15 protein-coding genes are annotated in these 17,296 nt (G+C 68.6%); 7 read left to right on the top strand and 8 right to left on the bottom strand.

From position 1 onward, the window contains the following. The first annotated feature begins 38 nt into the window (after positions 1-38). Both sucC and sucD read left to right on the top strand, forming a co-directional pair. The gene (sucC, locus tag CNO20_RS04320; protein ID WP_101294791.1) at positions 39-1,187 is read left to right on the top strand and encodes an ADP-forming succinate--CoA ligase subunit beta; all 1,149 of its coding nucleotides are present in this window, start codon (positions 39-41) and stop codon (positions 1,185-1,187) included. Continuing rightward, complete coding sequence (gene sucD / locus CNO20_RS04315; RefSeq protein ID WP_101294789.1) at positions 1,184-2,053, top strand: succinate--CoA ligase subunit alpha; 870 nt, start codon at positions 1,184-1,186, stop codon at positions 2,051-2,053. The genes sucC and sucD overlap by 4 nt, the downstream gene beginning before the upstream one ends. 530 nt (positions 2,054-2,583) lie before the next feature. Here sucD and CNO20_RS04310 read toward each other — a convergent pair. Beyond that, on the bottom strand, positions 2,584-2,874 hold the full coding sequence (locus CNO20_RS04310) for a DUF7577 domain-containing protein (protein ID WP_101294787.1): 291 nt from the start codon (positions 2,872-2,874) through the stop codon (positions 2,584-2,586). Between the two features lie 75 nt (positions 2,875-2,949). Further along, on the bottom strand, positions 2,950-4,575 hold the full coding sequence (locus CNO20_RS04305; protein WP_101294785.1) for a BCCT family transporter: 1,626 nt from the start codon (positions 4,573-4,575) through the stop codon (positions 2,950-2,952). Positions 4,576-5,088: 513 nt separating this feature from the next. Here CNO20_RS04305 and CNO20_RS04300 point away from each other — a divergent pair. Continuing rightward, positions 5,089-5,742 carry a DUF8102 family protein gene (locus tag CNO20_RS04300; protein ID WP_101294783.1) on the top strand — a complete coding sequence of 218 codons (654 nt, stop codon included), beginning with the start codon at positions 5,089-5,091 and terminating at the stop codon, positions 5,740-5,742. Positions 5,743-5,919: 177 nt separating this feature from the next. Here the strand turns inward: CNO20_RS04300 and CNO20_RS04295 are convergent, their stop codons facing one another. Together CNO20_RS04295 and CNO20_RS04290 are read right to left on the bottom strand one after the other, a co-directional pair. Continuing rightward, positions 5,920-6,306 carry a Rid family detoxifying hydrolase gene (locus tag CNO20_RS04295; RefSeq protein WP_101294781.1) on the bottom strand — a complete coding sequence of 129 codons (387 nt, stop codon included), beginning with the start codon at positions 6,304-6,306 and terminating at the stop codon, positions 5,920-5,922. Positions 6,307-6,406: 100 nt separating this feature from the next. Next, positions 6,407-7,789: an aspartate aminotransferase family protein gene (locus tag CNO20_RS04290; RefSeq protein WP_101294779.1), complete on the bottom strand. Its 1,383-nt coding sequence runs from the start codon at positions 7,787-7,789 to the stop codon at positions 6,407-6,409. 332 nt (positions 7,790-8,121) lie between these two features. Here CNO20_RS04290 and CNO20_RS04285 point away from each other — a divergent pair, with 332 nt between their 5' ends. After that, positions 8,122-9,300 carry a M24 family metallopeptidase gene (locus tag CNO20_RS04285; protein ID WP_101294777.1) on the top strand — a complete coding sequence of 393 codons (1,179 nt, stop codon included), beginning with the start codon at positions 8,122-8,124 and terminating at the stop codon, positions 9,298-9,300. Between the two features lie 68 nt (positions 9,301-9,368). Here CNO20_RS04285 and CNO20_RS04280 read toward each other — a convergent pair whose 3' ends face one another. Continuing rightward, positions 9,369-10,340 carry a D-2-hydroxyacid dehydrogenase gene (locus CNO20_RS04280; RefSeq protein WP_101294775.1) on the bottom strand — a complete coding sequence of 324 codons (972 nt, stop codon included), beginning with the start codon at positions 10,338-10,340 and terminating at the stop codon, positions 9,369-9,371. Positions 10,341-10,554: 214 nt separating this feature from the next. Here CNO20_RS04280 and CNO20_RS04275 point away from each other — a divergent pair, with 214 nt between their 5' ends. Genes CNO20_RS04275 through CNO20_RS04265 form a run of 3 tightly spaced genes read left to right on the top strand, consistent with a single transcriptional unit; the run spans position 10,555 to position 14,032 of the window. Continuing rightward, complete coding sequence (locus CNO20_RS04275; protein WP_101294773.1) at positions 10,555-11,835, top strand: amidohydrolase; 1,281 nt, start codon at positions 10,555-10,557, stop codon at positions 11,833-11,835. After that, positions 11,822-13,126: a threonine ammonia-lyase gene (ilvA, locus tag CNO20_RS04270; RefSeq protein WP_101294771.1), complete on the top strand. Its 1,305-nt coding sequence runs from the start codon at positions 11,822-11,824 to the stop codon at positions 13,124-13,126. Before CNO20_RS04275 ends, ilvA begins: the two co-directional genes overlap by 14 nt. A gap of 3 nt (positions 13,127-13,129) precedes the next feature. Continuing rightward, positions 13,130-14,032, top strand: coding sequence for a DMT family transporter (locus tag CNO20_RS04265; protein ID WP_101294769.1), 903 nt, complete (start codon positions 13,130-13,132; stop codon positions 14,030-14,032). 52 nt (positions 14,033-14,084) lie between these two features. On the opposite strand, the gene CNO20_RS04260 is transcribed toward CNO20_RS04265, so the two are convergent. From CNO20_RS04260 to CNO20_RS04250, 3 genes are all read right to left on the bottom strand, one after another. Further along, the gene (locus CNO20_RS04260) at positions 14,085-15,425 is read right to left on the bottom strand and encodes an aminotransferase class III-fold pyridoxal phosphate-dependent enzyme (protein ID WP_101294768.1); all 1,341 of its coding nucleotides are present in this window, start codon (positions 15,423-15,425) and stop codon (positions 14,085-14,087) included. A 458-nt stretch (positions 15,426-15,883) separates the two neighbouring features. Then, the gene (locus CNO20_RS04255; protein ID WP_143423143.1) at positions 15,884-16,711 is read right to left on the bottom strand and encodes a DsbA family protein; all 828 of its coding nucleotides are present in this window, start codon (positions 16,709-16,711) and stop codon (positions 15,884-15,886) included. 333 nt (positions 16,712-17,044) lie between these two features. Beyond that, positions 17,045-17,224, bottom strand: coding sequence for a DUF8027 family protein (locus CNO20_RS04250; protein ID WP_101294764.1), 180 nt, complete (start codon positions 17,222-17,224; stop codon positions 17,045-17,047). Between the last annotated feature and the right edge of the window lie 72 nt (positions 17,225-17,296).

The following is a 17,296-nucleotide window of genomic DNA, read 5'->3' as shown; positions in this document are numbered from 1 at the left end:
ACGGGATTTAAGCGCCCGTCCGACGCTTCCCCAAACGCATGAAGCTCCACGAGTATCAGGCGAAGGAAATCTTCGCCGACGCCGGGATCCCCGTACCCGAATCCCGGCTCGCGACGAGCGTCGACGAGGCCGTTGACGCGGCCGAGGAGGTCGGGTATCCGGTCGCCATCAAGGCACAGGTCCACGTCGGCGGCCGCGGCAAGGCCGGCGGCATCAAGATCGCCTCGGACGGGGACGAGGCCCGCCAGTACGCCGACGAGATCCTCGGGATGGACCTCAAGGGGTACACCGTCGAACAGGTGCTCGTCGAGGCCGGCGTCGACTTCACGAACGAACTCTACGTCGGCGTCACGATGGACCGCGGCGAGGGCAAGCCGGTCGCGATGGTCTCGACGCAGGGCGGCGTCGACATCGAGGCGGTCGCCGAAGAGACGCCCGAGGCGATCGCCCGCGAGCACGTCGACCCCGCGTTCGGCCTGCACCCCTACCAGGCGCGCAAGGTCGTCTTCGAGGCGGGCATCCCCCGCGAGGTGGCGATGGACGTTGCCTCGATCCTCACGACGCTGTACGACCTCTACGAGGAGCGCGACGCCAGCGACATCGAGATCAACCCCGTCATGATCACGTCCGACGACGAGGTCGTCGCCGCCGACGCGGTCATGAACATCGACGACGACGCGCTGTTCCGCCAGCCCGAACTCGCCGAGCTCGAAGACGAGACCTACGAGGACGACCTGGAGCGGAAGGCCGGCGAGTACGGCTTCGACTACGTCCGCCTCGACGGCAACGTCGGCATCATCGGCAACGGCGCGGGGCTCGTCATGACGACGCTCGACCTCGTGGACTACTACGGCGGCGCGCCCGCGAACTTCCTCGACATCGGCGGCGGCGCGAAGGCCGAGCGGGTGACGAACGCGCTCGACATGGTCTTCTCCGACTCGAACGTCGACGCGGTCGTGTTCAACATCTTCGGCGGCATCACCCGCGGCGACGAGGTGGCGAAGGGGATCAACGAGGCGCTCGAAGCGTTCGAGGAGATCCCGAAGCCGGTCGTCGTTCGCCTCGCCGGCACGAACGCCGAGGAGGGCCGCGAGATCCTGAACGACGAACTCGTCACGGTCGAAGAGACGCTCGAAGACGCGGTCCAGCGCGCGGTCGAATACGCGGACGAGGTGAGTAACGAATGAGCATTCTCGTCGACGAAAACACGCGGGTGGTCGTACAGGGCATCACCGGTGGGGAGGGCAAGTTCCACACCGAACAGATGATGGAGTACGGGACGAACGTCGTCGCCGGCGCCGTTCCGGGCAGGGGCGGCCAGGAGGTCGAGGGCGTCCCCGTCTACGACACCGTGGACGAGGCGGTCGAGGAGGAGGACGCGAACGCCTCCGTCGTCTTCGTGCCGCCGGCGTTCGCCGCCGACGCGCTGTTCGAGGCGCTCGACACGGACCTCGACCTCGTCGTCGCCATCACCGAGGGCATCCCCACGCAGGACATGGCGAAGGTGAAAAAGCGCCTCTCGGAGGTCGACACCCGGCTCATCGGCCCGAACTGCCCCGGCATCATCACGCCCGGCGAGGCGAAACTCGGCATCCTGCCCGGCAACATCTTCGCGGACGGCAACGTCGGTCTCGTCTCCCGCTCGGGGACGCTCACCTACCAGGTCGTCGACAACCTCACGGGGCGAGGCGTCGGTCAGACGACCGCCATCGGCATCGGCGGCGACCCGATCATCGGGACGAGCTTCATCGACGCGCTCGAACTGTTCGAGGGGGACGAGGAGACGGAAGCGGTCGTCATGTGCGGCGAGATCGGCGGCGAGGACGAGGAGGAGGCCGCGGCGTACATCGCCGAGTACATGGACACGCCGGTCGCGGGCTTCATCGCCGGCCGCACGGCCCCGCCGGGCAAGCGAATGGGCCACGCGGGCGCCATCGTCTCCGGATCCGGCACCGGGACGGCGGAGTCGAAGATCGACGCCCTGAACGACGCCGGCGTCCCCGTCGGGGACACGCCGGAGGAAGTCGCGGACCACATCGAAGACTTCCTCTGAGGACGGCGCGGTCGCTCGTCGACGGAGCTGCCGGAAAAAGGCGGTTCGATTTTTTCGTCCTCTCCTTCGCGTCAGCGACGGGACCGGGCGGAACCTACGGGGGAGGGGACGGGCGGTTCGGGGACCGCGCGACGGGCGTCGGAGCTTACGCGATGACCGTCGCGGCGGCGACGAACGACCAGCTGGTGCCGCTACCGGCTTCCTCTTTCTTGCGGTCGGCTTTCCTGCGGTTGCGCTTGTGCGTCCAGTTCATACTCACCCTAGGATTTACTCGCTTAAGAGTTTTATGCTCTACTGACACTTATGTCACGGATGTACACGACAGTTGCTTCCGGCGTGTGACCGAGGCTCACTGTCTCTCGACCCCGTTTCTGTCCGAATAGATGACAGTCACGGTACGAAGAACGCGGTTAGGGACACGGCGCTGACACGGTCTCGACCCGTCGGCCGATCGGAGCGGGCGGCCGAGAGGGACGGGGCGCTCGGGCCGGAACCGGAACCCGCGAGGCGGGGTCCTCGGGCGACCGCGGCTACCGGACCCGGGAGAGGCAGTCGTGACAGAACGTCACGTCGGCCGGGTTGGGCGCGCCGCAGGCCGCGCAGATCGCGAGATCGGTTCCGTTGGGCCCCCGCTCGCCGTCGGGGAGCAGGCGGGCGGGGTTCGGAACGAGGTCGGCGGGTCGGGTGCCCGTCTCGGCCGCCATCCGTTCGATCAGTCTGTCGTCCCGCAGGGCGTGAAGCCCGCGCCAGAGGCCGAGGAACAGCGCCGAGGGCGCGACGATGACGAACGCCGCCACCGCGAGGCGGAAGACGAGTTCCATGGGGTGTATCACGGCCGGAGTCGTTTAGTGTGTGACGGAGACCCGCGGTTCGGATCCGCGAGGACCCGCCGCCCGTCAGTCGTCGTCGGACTTCATCGCCGGCTTTCTGGCGACCACTTCGTCGACGCTCCCGCGGCCGATGAGCGTCGTCTCCTCCTGCAGGAGAACGCTGCCGTACTGATCGCTGAACGTCTTCACCAGTCCGAGAACCGTGACGGTGCAGACGACGGCGAACGGGCCGCCGGTGATGATCGCCGCCGACTGGAGCGCCTCCGCGCCGCCGATGACCATCAGGATGGACGCGACCGCGCCCTGGAGGACCGCCCAGAAGATGCGGTTGATCGACGAGGGGTGTTCCTCCCCGCCGGTCGTCATCATCGAGACGGCGAGCGTCGAGGAGTCGGCCGACGTGACGAAGAACGTCGTCACGAGGACGAGAAAGCCGAACAGCAGCAGCTGACCGAACGGCAGCGCCCCGAAGAGGACGTACCCGGAGACCGCCTCCCCGAGCTGCGGGTTCGTGATGGGGCCGAGGACGTTGGCGACGCCGGTGTGTTGCACCCAGATCCCGGTTCCGCCGAGGACGACGAACCAGGGGATGGTCGCCATCGCCGTCGCGCCGATGCCGGTGAAGGCGACCTCGCGGACGGATCGCCCCCGCGAGATGCGCGCGATGAACAGCCCGGCGAACGGCGACCACGCGAGGGGCCACGCCCAGTAGAACACCGTCCACGCGTTCGACCACTCGCCGCCCTGGGAGGCGTGCGTGAACAGGCTCATCTGGAAGAAGTCGTCGATGAAGCCGCCCATCGCCTGCGTCCCGAGTTCGAGGATGAACCACGTCGGGCCGAGGACGAGCGTCCCCACCATCAGGACCGCGAACATCGCCATGTTGAAGTTCGACAACCGGCGGATGCCGCGGTCGACGCCGAGCAGCAGCGAGGCGGTGAAGATGACCGTCATCCCGGTGATGACGGCGATCGTCCCGGCGTCGCCGAGCTGGATTCCCCACTGGTACTGGAGGCCGGTGAGGAACTGACTCCCGATGAAGCCGAGCGAGGTCGCGACGCCGCCGAGGGTCGCGAACACCGCGAGGGTGTCGATGAGCTTCCCCCAGAAGCCGTCGACGTTGTCGGCGCCGAGGAACGGCGTCAGGACGGCGGAGACGCGCAGCGGCGCGCCGCGGTTGTAGACGAAGTACCCGATGCCGAGACCCATCACCGTGAAACACGACCACTGGGTGACGCTCCAGTGGAACAGCGAGTACTGGATGGCGATGGGCATCGCCGCCGCCGACTCGTTGGGAACGTCGTACAGCGGGGGGACGCTCGAGTAGTGGAGCAGCGCCTCCGCGGGCCCCCAGAAGACGATCCCGGCTGCGAGCCCCGCGGAGTACATCATCGCGAAGTACGAGAGGTAGCTGAACTCCGGCGGGTCGTCGCCCAGCCGCAGGTTGCCCCACGGGCCGACGATGAGGTATCCCAGAAAGAGGACGAAGCCGAGCATGACGATGAGGAACGCCCAGTTGAAGTGCGCGAGCACGAACTCGTTCGCCCCGGCGACGATGTTCGCCGCAGCCGTCGGGTTGAGCGCGAAGACCGCCACGAAAAGCAGCGTGATGCCCGCGCCGAACGCGAAGACGGTCGGCTCGATCTCCTCCAGGAAGGTCCCGACGAGGCCGCGTTCGTCCGCTCCGCTCATCGTTCCGAAGGTCGGTCGGACGGATCCCCGTCCGCGCGATGCGTCTCTCCGAACTGTCCGAAGCGGGTGCGTTCCGAAGTGACCGCTCGCCGTCGCCGACGAGAGTCCGCCCCGCGAGCAGGTGGCCGTCCGTCGCCGCGTCCCTGTGTGCCTTTCATTGGTGGTATCCTCACATTTGTCGTGTCACTTGTTGCCGTACATCACCTCTGTCGGGAATCACCCGGTTAAACGTTACGGTTATTGTCACCCTTATCTACGAATTGCGTTGATCAGACTCGTTTTAAGACAGAATCCGTGTACGCGATAAACGAATAGTCGGGCAGTACGTCGTTCGACGGGGACAATCCGTCGTAGACCGGGTAAACGTATTCTGTGAACCTGCGGCGGAGAACGAGCGGGAGTGGACGCGCCATCCCCACCGATACCGAGTCGAACGTGAACAATACGGTTTTCACCCGACAGTAATCGAACACACCCGTAAGTCTTAACCCAAAACATACACACAATCTGTATATGACGTCAGGAGACGGAGAGGGAGAGCCCGGCGAGAACCTCGCGTACTCGCCGGACCGCGGGCGGGGGATTCTCACGCCGAGCGACCGCGAGTTCCTCCTCGGGCGGAAGACCGACTACACGGAGCACTCGAAGAAGCAGAAGCGCAATCGGATCCGCCGCCGGCTCAGGAACGCCATCCTCGATTTCACCATCCTCTTCGACCACCTCGAAGACCGGGACCGAGAGACCGTCTTCAACCCCGAGGACGAGGCGCGCGAGGCGTACACGCAGGGGATCACCGACATGCTGGGCTTCCTCCACCTCGGAACCATGGGGTACTACGTCCCGTTCAAGGACATGCTCGCGCAGGGCGTGAACAGGGCCGAGCAGGAACTCGCCGGGTCGGACTACCGCATGGTGACGGTCGACTTCAACGTCGACCCGGTCGGACAGATCGACGTCGACGAGGTCATCGACAAGCTGGAGTTCGGCGACTTCGACGAGATCACCGACGAGGAGCTCCGCGCGTTCGTCAGGCTGCTCGCCGAGTCGGAGGACTTCTCGGCGACGTCGATGCGGTCGGAGATGAAAGAGCAGATGACGGAGTTCATGGAACGAGTCACCGAGGCCGCGGAACGCCGCGATCGCCGCGTCGAAGAACTGAACGACTGAAGGGCTGAACGGCTGATCGGCCGAACGGATGGTCGATTGAACGATCGAACGGGTGGTCGACTGAACGATCGAGCCGACGACGTGGCCAGGAAGATCGCGGATCGCCGCCGACGGACGGCCGGGCCGAGTCGAATTCGGCGGAGGTGCCGGGGCGCGCCAGCGGGGTCCCCTCGCGGGTCAGCCGAGGTGGGCGACGGCATCCATCTCGACGGCGACGTCGTCCGGCAGCCGGGACACCTCGATGCAGACGCGCGCGGGCGGGTCGCCGGAGAACTTCGCCCCGTAGGCCTCGTTCACCCGCTCGTAGTCGTCGAGGTCGGTGAGGTAGACGGTCACCTTGACGACGGCGTCGAGGCCGTCGCCGCCCGCCTCCTCGACGACCGCGGCGACGTTGTCGAGCACCCGCTCGGTCTGCGTCCGGATGTCGCCGTCGACCGCCTCGCCGGTGTCGGGATCGACCGGGCCGTAGCCCGACACGTACAGGGTGTCGCCGGCCACGATGCCCTGCGAGTAGGGGTTGTCGTTGCGCGGTGCTTCGTCCGTGGTGATCGGTTTTCGGCTCATGGATTTTGGTCGATAGGTTTCGGTCGGTGGATCTCGGTCGGTGGGTTTCGGTTTGCGGATCCGATCGACGGATCTCGGTCAGTGGTTCGGTCGACCGCCCTCAGGCGGCCCGCCGCGTCTCCGCGGTCACGCGCTCGATGCCCTCGACGACGACGTCGAGCGCCGTCTCGGCGAGGTCGCGGGTGAGCACGAGCGGCGGGAGGAGGCGGAGGACGCTCCCGTGGCGACCGGCGGTCCACACGAGAACGCCGCGCTCGTAACAGTACCGCTGGAGCGCGTCGACCGCGTCGCCGTCCGGATTCCCCTCCTCGTCGACGAACTCCGCGCCGACGAAGAGCCCCTTCCCGCGAACCTCCGCGAGGCCCGGATTGTCCGCCGCCGCCTCGGAGAGCCGCGCTCGGACGTACTCGCCGAGCTCCCGGGCGTGCGCGAGCAGGTCGTGCTCCTGCACGTACTCGATCGCCCGGGTTCCGGCGCGCATGGCGACGACGTGTCCGCGGTACGTCCCCGCGTGGTCGCCCGACCCCCACGTGTCGAGCTCCTCGCGGTACACCGTCGCCGACAGCGGGAAGCCGACGCCGCCGAGGGCCTTCGCCGTGGTCATCGCGTCGGGCGTGACGCCGTACCACTCCGAGGCGAACCAGCGCCCGGAGCGACCGAAGCCGCTCTGGATCTCGTCGAATACGAGCGGGATCCCGTTGTCGTCGGCGACGTCCCGGAGCCCCTTCAGGAAGCCCTCCGGCGGGACGACGACGCCGCCCTCGCCCTGGATCGGCTCGACGAAGATGCCCGCGGGGTTGGCGAGGCCGCCGTAGGGGTCCTCGACGATGGCCTGCACCTCCTCCAGCGCGTGATCGACCGCCTCCTGCGGATCCTTGTCCTGGTCGAAGGGGTACGGGTACGGCGCGTGGACGACGTCCGAGAGGAGCGGCGTGTAGTGGCCCTTGAAGCCCCTGTTCGACGTGAGGCTCATCGCGCCGCTGGTCGCGCCGTGGTAGGCCCCGCGGAACGCGACGAGCCCGTCGCCGTCGGTGTTGTACTTCGCGAGCTTGATGGAGGCCTCGATCGCGTCGCTGCCGGTCGGGCCGCCGAAGACGACGCGGTTGTTCCCCCGGAGGTCGCCCGGCGCGATCTCGTCGAGCTTCTCGATCAGTTCGAGCCGCGCCTCGCTCGGGAAGTCGACCGTGTGGACGAGCTTGTCGGCCTGCTCGTGGACGGCCTCCAGCACGTACGGGTTGGCGTGGCCGACGTTCAACACGCCGATGCCAGCGAACATGTCGATGAAGGTGTTCCCGTCGACGTCGCGGACCGTCGCGCCCCGCCCCTCCTCGAAGGCGATCGGGATGTCCTCCGGATACGCCACGGCGCTGCTGTCGATCCGCCGCTGCTTTTCGAGCAGTTCCCGCGATCGGGGTCCAGGTACCGTCTCGACGTTCGGTGCGTCCTCGAAGTGCAGTTCTTCGATCGGTGGGCCGGCGGTCATACGCCAACCCATGCGGAACGATCATAAATAATTTGTCCACGATTACCATTGATAGCGTACACAATTTCTGATACGGCCCTGCCGGAGACCCGTAATCGACGGAGGTGCACGGGCGGTGGGCGGACCGGACGACGGAGAGGGGTCGGCGGCGAAGGCGGACGCTATCGCGCCGCGGAAGCCGCGAAGGCGACGGAAGCGCCGTCGGAAGGCGGTTCGAATCGGCGACGCGGCGGGGGCGCGACTCGCCGAAACGACATACACAGTTTTCGTTCCCACGGTACACAAAAAAGTTATACGCGACTCGCGCGAACGTCGATCTGAGTAGCGTTACCATGTCTCGGGCAGCGTTCGATCGAAGCGAGTACGAACGGCGGATAGCGCGGACGAAAGAGCGGATGCGCGAGCGGGAGTTGGACGCGCTCGTGGTGGCGGATCCGGCGAACATGAACTACCTCTCCGGGTACGACGGGTGGTCGTTCTACGTACACCAGGCGGTCGTCGTCACGCTCGACCGGGACCAGCCGGTCTGGGTCGGCCGCGGTCAGGACGCGAACGGCGCGCGGGCGACGACGTGGCTCGACGAGGAGAACGTCCGCGCGTACAGCGACGACCACGTCCACTCGCCGTACGACCTCCACCCGACGGACTTCTTCGCCGAGGTGCTCTCGGATCTGGACGTCGCCGAGGCGCGGATCGGGCTGGAGATGGACGCCTACTACTTCACGGCCAAGTCGTACACGCGCCTGCGGAAGAACCTCCCCGACGCGGAGTTCGAGGACGCGACGCTTCTCGTCAACTGGGTCCGCGTCACGAAGTCGGAGCGCGAACTGGAGTACATGCGGCAGGCCGCGCGCATCTCCGAGCGGGCGATGCGGGCCGGTCTCGACGCCGTCGAGGAGGGCGTCCCGGAGTACGAGGCGGCGGCGGAGATCTACTACGCGCTCGTCGACGGAACCGACGAGTACGGCGGCGACTACCCCTCCATCGTCCCGCTGATGCCGTCGGGGGACCACACGGGCACGCCGCACCTCACCTGGACGGACCGGCCGTTCGAGCGGGGCGACCCCGTCATCGTCGAGCTCTCCGGCTGCCGGCACCGCTACCACTCGCCGCTCGCCCGGACGACGTTCGTCGGCGACCCGCCGGCGGAGATGGAGCGCCGGGCCGAGATCGTCGTCGAGGGGCTGAACGCGGCGCTCGACGCCGCGGAACCCGGCGTCACCTGCGAGGCGGTCGAGCGGGCCTGGCGCGAGACGATCTCGAAGTACGACATCGAAAAGGAGGAGCGGATCGGCTACTCGATGGGGCTCGGTTACCCGCCGGACTGGGGCGAACACACCGCCAGTCTCCGGCCCGGCGACGAGACCGTCCTCGAACCGAACATGACGTTTCACGCGATCCCGGGCCTCTGGTTCGACGACTTCGGCGTCGAACTCAGCGAGACGTTCCGCGTGACGGAGACCGGCGCGGAGGTCCTCGCCGACTTCCCCCGGGAGCTCTTCACCGCCTGAGGCGGTGGCGGTCGGGTTCTTCACCGCTCGAGACGACGGCGGGGTCCGTCGCCGTTCGAGGCGACGGCTTAGTTCCCCGGCGCGAGCACGAGGTTCTCCAGCTCCTCGCCCGAATCGAGGCGGTCGACGTTCCGCGCCACGATGTCGGCGAGCCGCTCCCAGTGCTTCGGCGTGTGGCCGCCCGTGTGCGGCGTGACGAGGCAGTTTTCGAGGTTCCACAGCGGGTGATCGCCGGGGAGCGGCTCCGGATCGGTCACGTCGAGCGCCGCGCCCCTGATCTTCTCGAAGCGGAGGGCGTCCACGAGCGCGTCGGTGTCGACGATGGGACCGCGCGCCGTGTTGATCACGACGGCCGACGGCGGCAGCGTCGCGAACTCCGCCTCGCCGATCAGCCCGCGGGTCGTCTCGGTGAGCGGGCAGGCGACGATCAGGTAGTCGGTCCGCGCGAGCGCCTCGTGGAGGTCGTCCGGGTCGAAGCCGAGGACCTCGTCGGTCGGACCGCCCTTCTCGGGCGAGTACCGGACTCCGATCGTCTCGACGCCGAACCCCCGAAGGCGCTCGGCGACGGCCGTCCCGATCGAACCGAGGCCGACGATCGTGACGGTGCTCCCCTGCAGTTCGTACGACTGAAAGTGCCGCCACTCGGCATTTTGCTTCCGACGCCACCCCTCGTGGAGTCGCCGGGCGAACACGAGGACGTTGCCGATGGCCTGCTCGGCGATCCCCGGCGCGTGGATGCCGCCCGCGTTCGTCACGGCGACGTCCCGCGCGGAGAGCGCGTCCGTCGGAAGGTGGTCCGTTCCGGCGAACGCGCAGGCGAACAGTTCGATCGCTCCGGCCCGATCGAGCAGGCTCTCGTCGATCGAAACGCCGGTGACGACGCGCGCCCCCTCGACCAGTTCGCGCTCCTCTCGCGGCGTCCGCGCGAGGCGAACGTCCCTTCCGGGCAGGCGCTCGCGCAGCGCGTCCGCGTACGGTTCCATCGGCAGCCCTTCCGTCCCCTCGCGGAGAACGACGACGTCGGGGTGGGTTTCGTCCATGGATTTCACCTCGTGCGACCGCCCTCCGGCGTCGCGTCCGTCTCGGATCGCCCGTCCCGGTCTTCGGCTTTTCGTCTCCGTCTCGGGCGTTCGTCCCGGACCGTCCGTCGGCGCGGTATCCCCGTGATTGTCACTGGCAGACTTAGCCTTTTTGTGTACACGCTGTCAACGGTAGCTGTGTACTATTAAGTGGCAGGGGGCCGTACCGCGGCCCATGACAGCACCGATCGCCGAGCGGTTCTCCGAGATCCGGCGGGCGTTCCACCGGTGCCCGGAGCCGGCCTGGCGCGAGTTTCGCACGACGGGCCTGCTCGTCGAGGAGATCCGGTCGATCGGCGTCGACGAACTCGCCGTCGGCGCGGAGGCGTACGATCCGGACGACAGAATGGCCGTCCCCGACGACGACGAACTCGACCGGTGGCTCGACTGGGCGCGGGCCGACGGCGTCGACGGGGAACTCCTCGACGCGATGGCGGGCGGAACGACCGGCGCGGTCGCCGTGATCGAACGGGGAGACGGGCCGTCGGTGGGGCTCCGCGTCGACATAGACGGCCTGTTCGTCGAGGAGTCGACGGCCGACGACCACGCTCCCGCCGCGGAGGGGTTCCGGTCGGAGCACGACGGGACGATGCACGCCTGCGGACACGACGCCCACATGACCGTCGGCCTGGGCGTCCTCGAAGCGATCGAAAAGAGCGACTTCCCCGGCACGTTCACCGCCTTCTTCCAGCCGGCGGAGGAGGAGTCGGGCGGCGGCAAGCCCATGGCCGAGAGCCGGTTCGCCGCGGACCTCGATTACCTCCTCGCGGTCCACGTCGGCCTCGACCACCCGACGGGCGAGGTGGTGGCCGGCATCAGAAAGCCGCTGGCGATGAGCCACCTCACCGTCGAGTTCACCGGCACGTCCGCCCACGCCGGGAAGGAGCCGAACGCCGGGGACAACGCCGTGCAGGCGTTGGCAGCGGCGATACAGAACGCGTACGCCGTCCCCCGGCACGAGGCCGGGATGACGCGCGTCAACGTCGGGCGGGTCGAAGCGGGCGCGGCGAGCAACGTCATCGCGGAGCGGGCCGCGCTGGCCGGCGAGGTCCGCGGCGAGACGACCGCGCTCCGCGAGTACGCGAAGGCCGAACTCGAACGGACCGTGCGCGCGGCAGCCGAGATGCACGGCTGCGACGCCGACTTCCGGATCGTCAGCGAGTCGCCGCGGGCCGACAGCGACGAGGCGCTGGTCGCTCTCGTCTCCGACGTCGCCGCCGGGGTCGACGGCGTCGACTCGGTGGTCCCGTGGGCCGACTTCGGCGCGAGCGAGGACGCGACGTTTCTGATGCGGCGGGTCCAGGAGAACGGCGGCGAGGCGGCGTACCTCGTCGTCGGGACCGACCACCCCGGGAGTCACCACACGCCGCGGTTCGACGTGGACGAGCGGAGCATCCCCGTCGGCGTCGACGTGCTGACCGAGACCGTCCTCCGGATCGCCGATGAGCGACCCTGAGCGAGCGCCGGACGGGGGGCGGAGCGCCGACTCCGTGGTGACGCCCGCGGACGTCGAGGCCGCGGGGGACCGCATCGCGGACGTCGTCCACCGGACGCCGCTGGACCGCTCGACGACGTTCGCGGAGCTGAGCGGGGCCGCCTCGGTCGGTCTCAAGCTGGAGAACGCGCAGCGGACGGGATCGTTCAAGATCCGGGGCGCGTACAACCTCATGTCGCAGCTGCCGCCGGAGACGCTGGAGCGGGGCGTCGTCGCGTCGAGCGCGGGGAACCACGCGCAGGGGGTCGCCCTCGCCGGCCGGCTCCTCGGCGCGGACGCGACGATCGTCGTCCCGGAGGTGACACCCGCCGCCAAGATCGAGGCGACGCGCGGCTACGGCGCCGAGGTCGTCGTGGAGGGCGACATCTACGAGCGCTCCTACGAGCGCGCGCTCGAACTGGCCGAGCGGGAGGGGCGGGAGTTCGTCCACCCGTTCGACGACGAGCGCATCATCGCCGGGCAGGGCACCGTCGCCCTCGAACTGCTTGAGCAGTATCCGGAGGTCGACACGGCCCTCGTCGCCGTCGGCGGCGGCGGCCTGATATCGGGGATCGCCACCGTGCTGAAGGATCGCGACCCGGACGTGCGGGTGATCGGCGTCCAGCCGGAGGGGGCGTTCCACGCCAAGCCGTCGCTGGAAGGGGACGAGATCCACGAGCTCTCCGAGGTCGACACCGCGGCGGAGGGGATCGCGGACACCCGCCTGCTCGAAAGGACGTTCGCCGTCGTCCGCGAGCGCGTCGACGACGTCGTCGCCGTCAGCGACCGCGAGATGAGCGTCGCGGTGACGCTCCTCGCCGAGCGGGCGAAGACGGTCGCGGAGGCGGCGGGCGCGGCCCCGCTCGCGGCCCTGCTCTCGGGCGCGGTCGACGTCGAGGGCGAGCACGTCGCCGTCGTCGTCTCCGGGGGGAACGCGAACCTCACGGGACACGCCGAACTCGTCCGGACGGGCCTGCTGGAGCTCGGCCGCTACGCGGAGGTTCGCCTGTCGGTCGCCGACTGGCCGACGGCCGTCGGCCGGGTCGCGGACGCGGTGGAGAGCCGCGGGGCCGAACTCGACGCGCTGGAGCGCGCCCGGCGGACGCGCGCGGACGATCCGAACCGCACGCCGGTCCGCCTCGGGATCGAGGGGAGCGGCCCCGACCACCTCGGCGACGTCCTCGACGCGCTGGCCGACGTCGCGGGCGTCGAGGTGGTCGACCGCGCCCTCGCCGACGAACCGGCGGACGCGACGGCTCGGTCCCCCGACTGAGCGATGTCGGCCCTCCTCGCGCTCGTCGCGTCCGCCTGTTTCGGCGTCCAGACCCTCCTGGTCGAGCGCGGCTTGGATCGGGGCGATACCACCGCGCTCGGCGCGGCCGCGGTGACGCTCGTCGGCAGCGTCTCGTTCCTGTGGGCGGTGGTCTTCGTCCGGCGCGGGGTCCCGGCGGCGCCGCTCGCCCTCGTCGCTCCGTTTCTCCTCGCCGGCGTCGCGGACCCGGCGCTCACCCGCCTGTTCTACTACGAGGGGATCGACCGCGTCGGACCGACCGTCGCCTCGGCCATCACGGCGGGGAGTCCGGCCGTCGCCGCCGTCATCGCGGTTCCCGTGCTCGGGGAGGCGTTCGGGGTCGGCGAAGCCGTCGGGCTCGCGCTGGTCGTCGGGGGCATCGCCGTGCTCCAGGTCGTTCGACCGTCGAACGACGGGGTCGAGGCCGACGCGATCCGCCGGGAACTCGCGGACGCCTCGCCGCGGGACTCGCTCTACCCGGTCGTCGCGACGGCGCTGCTCGCGGCGGCGTTCGTCGTCGTGAAGATCGGCCTCGGGGAGTACCCCGACGCGCTGTCCGCGACGGCGCTTACCCAGACCGCGGCGCTTGCGACGCTCGCACCGATCGCGGCGGGGTCGACGCGGACCCGCCGGGGGCTCCGCGCCGTCCATCCGCGAACGGTCGGGCTGTTCCTGCCCGCGGGCGTCGTCGTGGCCGTCGGCTGGTACGCGATGTTCGCCGCCCTCCGGGTCGGCTCCGTCGTGACGGTGCTGCCGCTCGTCAGCACGTACCCGCTCGTGGTCGCCGCGGCCGCGTACGCGGCGGCTCGCCAACTCCCCCGGTCGCCGGTGCTTCTCGGCGCGGTCGTCGCCATCGTCGCCGGAACCGCGAGCGTGCAGGCGGCGTGAGTGCGAGTCGGCAACCCGGATCGGGGGGTACGAATCGACTCCCCCGAACCTCTCAGACCGCGTCGACGGCCTCGCGCAGGATCCCGACCCCGAGTTCGATCTCCCGCTCTGTCGCGTCCAGCGGGGGGAGCAGACGGAGCGTCTTGACCCCGCAGCCGAGGGTGAGGAGCCCCCGCTTCAGCGCCTCCTCCACGACGGCGTCGCGGCGCTCTCCGGTGTCGAACTCGACGGCGAGCATCAGCCCCTTGCCCCGCACGTCGACGACGTGGTCGGGCGCTCCCTCTCGCAGCAGCTCCTTCGCCTGCCGACCGCGGCGGGTGGCGTTGTCGAGGAGATCGTGCTCCTCGATGGCCTCCAGCGTGAAGACTCCCTGCATCGAAGAGAGGATGTCGCCGCCGCCGAACGTGGATCCCAGGCGGTTTTTCTCCTCCGGGAACACGTCGGACCGCGAGATGGTCGCCCCCACGCGGAGCGCCTTCGCGCTCGCGATCACGTCGGGCTCGATGGGGTAGTGATCGGAGGCCCACATCTCACCGGTTCGGCCCACGCCCGACTGGATCTCGTCGACGACGAGCGTGATCCCGCACTCGTCGCAGACGCGCTGGACCTCCTCCATGAACGCGGTGCTGGGGAAGCGGTAGCCGCCGACGCCCTGGATCGGCTCCAGGATGAGAAACGCCACCTCCTCGGGGTTCACGTGCCCGCGCTCGGGGTGGAGGACGTCGCGGAGTCGGGACCCCTCCCGCGTGAAGAAGCCGCAGTCGCAGGCGTCGCCCCCGCAGCGCCTGCTGTCGCAGAAGGGCAGCATCCTGACGCCGGCGATCTCCGGATACCGTCGCGTGTACACCTCGTTCGACCGGGTCACGGACAGCGTCCCGAGGGTCCGGCCGTGGAAGCTCCCCTCGAACGCGAACCCGTACTTCGCCCCCGGCGCGTCGTCGTAGGCGATCTTGAGGCCGTTCTCGACGGCCTCCGCGCCCGAGTTCGACAGGAACACCGTGTCCATGCCGTACCGCCCGGATATCTCGGTCAGTTTTTCCATCAAGTGGCCGGACCCGGGGAGCTCGGCGGAGTCGGGGACCGCTCCCGTCCCGAAGTACATGTCCTGCCCCGCGATCTTCAGCGGGTCGACCAGGACGAACTCGCGCAGTTTGTCGAGGATCTTGTCGTTGTTGTACCCGAGCGGGGCCGCCCCGATGTGACAGGTGAAATCCAGGAGGACGTTGCCGTCCACGTCCGTGACGAAGGGACCGTCCGCCTCCCGGGTGACGTCCCAGACGAACTCGTGCGAGTACTCGCTCGGGGCGGCGTGGCGCCCGTGATACTCGACCCACTTTTCGGCCCGCGGTCCGGGAATCGCGCCCGCGTCCGGTTGCGCTCTGTCCCTGTCCATACACACTCTCTGTGTATGACGTACATTAAAAGTTGTTACAGATCGCCGGTGGGCGTTCGAGAGAAATCGCCGACGCACCGAGCCGACCGCCGCGTGCGAACGAGGATCCGTCTCAGCTCTCTGCCTCCCCCTCGAACGAAAGGCGGGTTCGGACGCCGAACCGGACGATCGAGCGCCGAAGGCGGGTCCCGAAAGCCCGTTCGAGAGAACGGACGATCAGGGTGCGACCGGAGCGGACCCCGCGGACCCCGCGGATCTCGCGCCAGAGATGACGATATCGCTCGATCGCGCCGAGGACGCCCGCGGCGGCGATTCGACGACCACGGCCGCATCGACGACCGAGGCTGGCCGGTTCGCCGACTATCGCCTGGCGCTTCGCTCCCCGTCGGGTCGAAAAAAAAACAGTCCGATCCGCTAGGAGTGGCCGTTCGGCGGGTCGCCCGAGGCGGACCGCCGCGTCACTCGCCGAGTACGCTCTTCAGCACGGCGTAGCTCTGCTTGCCCGTGAGTTCCGTCTTGAACTCGCCGTCCTCGAAGAGGAACAGGGTGGGGAGGTCGCTCACCTCGGCGTTCTCGGCGGCGTCGACGTCGCTCGCCAGCGCGTCCTCGTAGGCGCCCCCTTCGACGTCCGAGACGACCGCGCCGGCGTCGACGCTCGTCTCGTCGTCGAGGAACGCCTCCGTCTCGTCGAGGACGTTCTCCTCGTTCAGGTCGCCCTGGTTCTCGTAGTAGTGTGCCTTGAGGTCCCAGTACGCCCCCTCGTCCCGGTCGTACGTCGCCTTGAGCGCCAGCACCGCCGTCTCCGCCCACTCCTCCGTGTTCGGGTACGCCCTCGCCACGAACGTGACGTACCCCGAGTCGATCAGGCGCGACTTGAGCTTCGGGAAGACGGCCTCGTGGAACTTCGCACACGAAGGGGACGAGGGGTCCTCGAAGGCGATCATCACGCCCTCGGCCTCGTCCATCGACGGGCCGACTTTCGCGTTCTTCTCCGCGCCCTCGGCGGACGGGTGGTCGAGGGACGACGAGTCGCCGTCCTCCGAACCGTCCGTCTCCGTGGACTCCCCGTCGGAAGTCGACTCGTCGGTGGTTTCGGTCCCCTCCGCCGGCGTCTCGGTCCCGGACGACGTCGTCGACTCGTCCGCCTCGGATTCGGTCGGTTCACCGGACGTCGAGGTCTCGTCGCCGGAAGAGTCCGCCGAGAGTCCCGCACAGCCGCTGAATCCGATCGTGAGAACGCCCAACGAGCCCTTCAACACTGCCCTCCGTGAGTTACGTCGACTCATTCAGGTGTACGTGACATTCGGCTACACACTAAAATCTTTTTAACGATGTAGATGTAAAACAAAGTAGTAATTTACTAATATTCGGTAAAGCAAGAATTGTGTTAAGAATCGAAGCGTCGGGATCACGTTCGGTTCGAACGGGGCGCGACCGCCGATATTCGCTCCACCTGTCGATCGACCATTTTTGTTAGATATCCGACTGGCCCGCCGAAACGTTCGCAAAAGCAACCGTCGACGCGGTTCGCCGGGAAACGCAGCGGACGCGGACCGCCGCGTCCGGAGCTCACCGCTCGGCCGGCAGTTCCCCCTCGCCGTCGCCGACCGGTGATCGCTCTACTCTCCTCCGCGTAACAGTCGTCGGATCTCCTCCTCGTCGAGGAGGTCGACTAAGCTGGCGCCGGACTCGTACTCCCGCCGCTGGGCGGGCGTCAGGACCGACTCGGCCCCCCGCTTTTCCACTCGCTCCGCGAGCACCGCGTCGAGGTCGTCGGGGTCGTATCCCGGGATCGGCATGGGCGGTAGTACGCGCCCGCGCATCAAGTATCGTGTGGTGCGTTAGCGTATCACCCCTCAGGAGTGTAACGG

This window comes from Halegenticoccus soli, assembly GCF_002844195.1.
GTDB classification, from domain to species: Archaea; Halobacteriota; Halobacteria; order Halobacteriales; family Haloferacaceae; genus Halegenticoccus; species Halegenticoccus soli.
Note: the sequence above shows the minus strand (reverse complement) of the source record. Positions and strands in the feature narration are given on the sequence as shown.

What these genes read in the sequence shown, in the direction of transcription:
- CNO20_RS04310 (WP_101294787.1), bottom strand. Translation starts at nt 2,874, where the DNA reads ATGGAACTCGTCTTCCGCCTCGCGGTGGCGGCGTTCGTCATCGTCGCG.
- CNO20_RS04300 (WP_101294783.1), top strand. Translation starts at nt 5,089, where the DNA reads ATGACGTCAGGAGACGGAGAGGGAGAGCCCGGCGAGAACCTCGCGTAC.
- CNO20_RS04285 (WP_101294777.1), top strand. Translation starts at nt 8,122, where the DNA reads ATGTCTCGGGCAGCGTTCGATCGAAGCGAGTACGAACGGCGGATAGCG.
- CNO20_RS04260 (WP_101294768.1), bottom strand. Translation starts at nt 15,425, where the DNA reads ATGGACAGGGACAGAGCGCAACCGGACGCGGGCGCGATTCCCGGACCG.
- ilvA (WP_101294771.1), top strand. Translation starts at nt 11,822, where the DNA reads ATGAGCGACCCTGAGCGAGCGCCGGACGGGGGGCGGAGCGCCGACTCC.
- CNO20_RS04290 (WP_101294779.1), bottom strand. Translation starts at nt 7,789, where the DNA reads ATGACCGCCGGCCCACCGATCGAAGAACTGCACTTCGAGGACGCACCG.
- CNO20_RS04255 (WP_143423143.1), bottom strand. Translation starts at nt 16,711, where the DNA reads ATGAGTCGACGTAACTCACGGAGGGCAGTGTTGAAGGGCTCGTTGGGC.
- CNO20_RS04275 (WP_101294773.1), top strand. Translation starts at nt 10,555, where the DNA reads ATGACAGCACCGATCGCCGAGCGGTTCTCCGAGATCCGGCGGGCGTTC.
- CNO20_RS04280 (WP_101294775.1), bottom strand. Translation starts at nt 10,340, where the DNA reads ATGGACGAAACCCACCCCGACGTCGTCGTTCTCCGCGAGGGGACGGAA.
- CNO20_RS04250 (WP_101294764.1), bottom strand. Translation starts at nt 17,224, where the DNA reads ATGCCGATCCCGGGATACGACCCCGACGACCTCGACGCGGTGCTCGCG.
- sucC (WP_101294791.1), top strand. Translation starts at nt 39, where the DNA reads ATGAAGCTCCACGAGTATCAGGCGAAGGAAATCTTCGCCGACGCCGGG.
- CNO20_RS04265 (WP_101294769.1), top strand. Translation starts at nt 13,130, where the DNA reads ATGTCGGCCCTCCTCGCGCTCGTCGCGTCCGCCTGTTTCGGCGTCCAG.
- CNO20_RS04295 (WP_101294781.1), bottom strand. Translation starts at nt 6,306, where the DNA reads ATGAGCCGAAAACCGATCACCACGGACGAAGCACCGCGCAACGACAAC.
- CNO20_RS04305 (WP_101294785.1), bottom strand. Translation starts at nt 4,575, where the DNA reads ATGAGCGGAGCGGACGAACGCGGCCTCGTCGGGACCTTCCTGGAGGAG.
- sucD (WP_101294789.1), top strand. Translation starts at nt 1,184, where the DNA reads ATGAGCATTCTCGTCGACGAAAACACGCGGGTGGTCGTACAGGGCATC.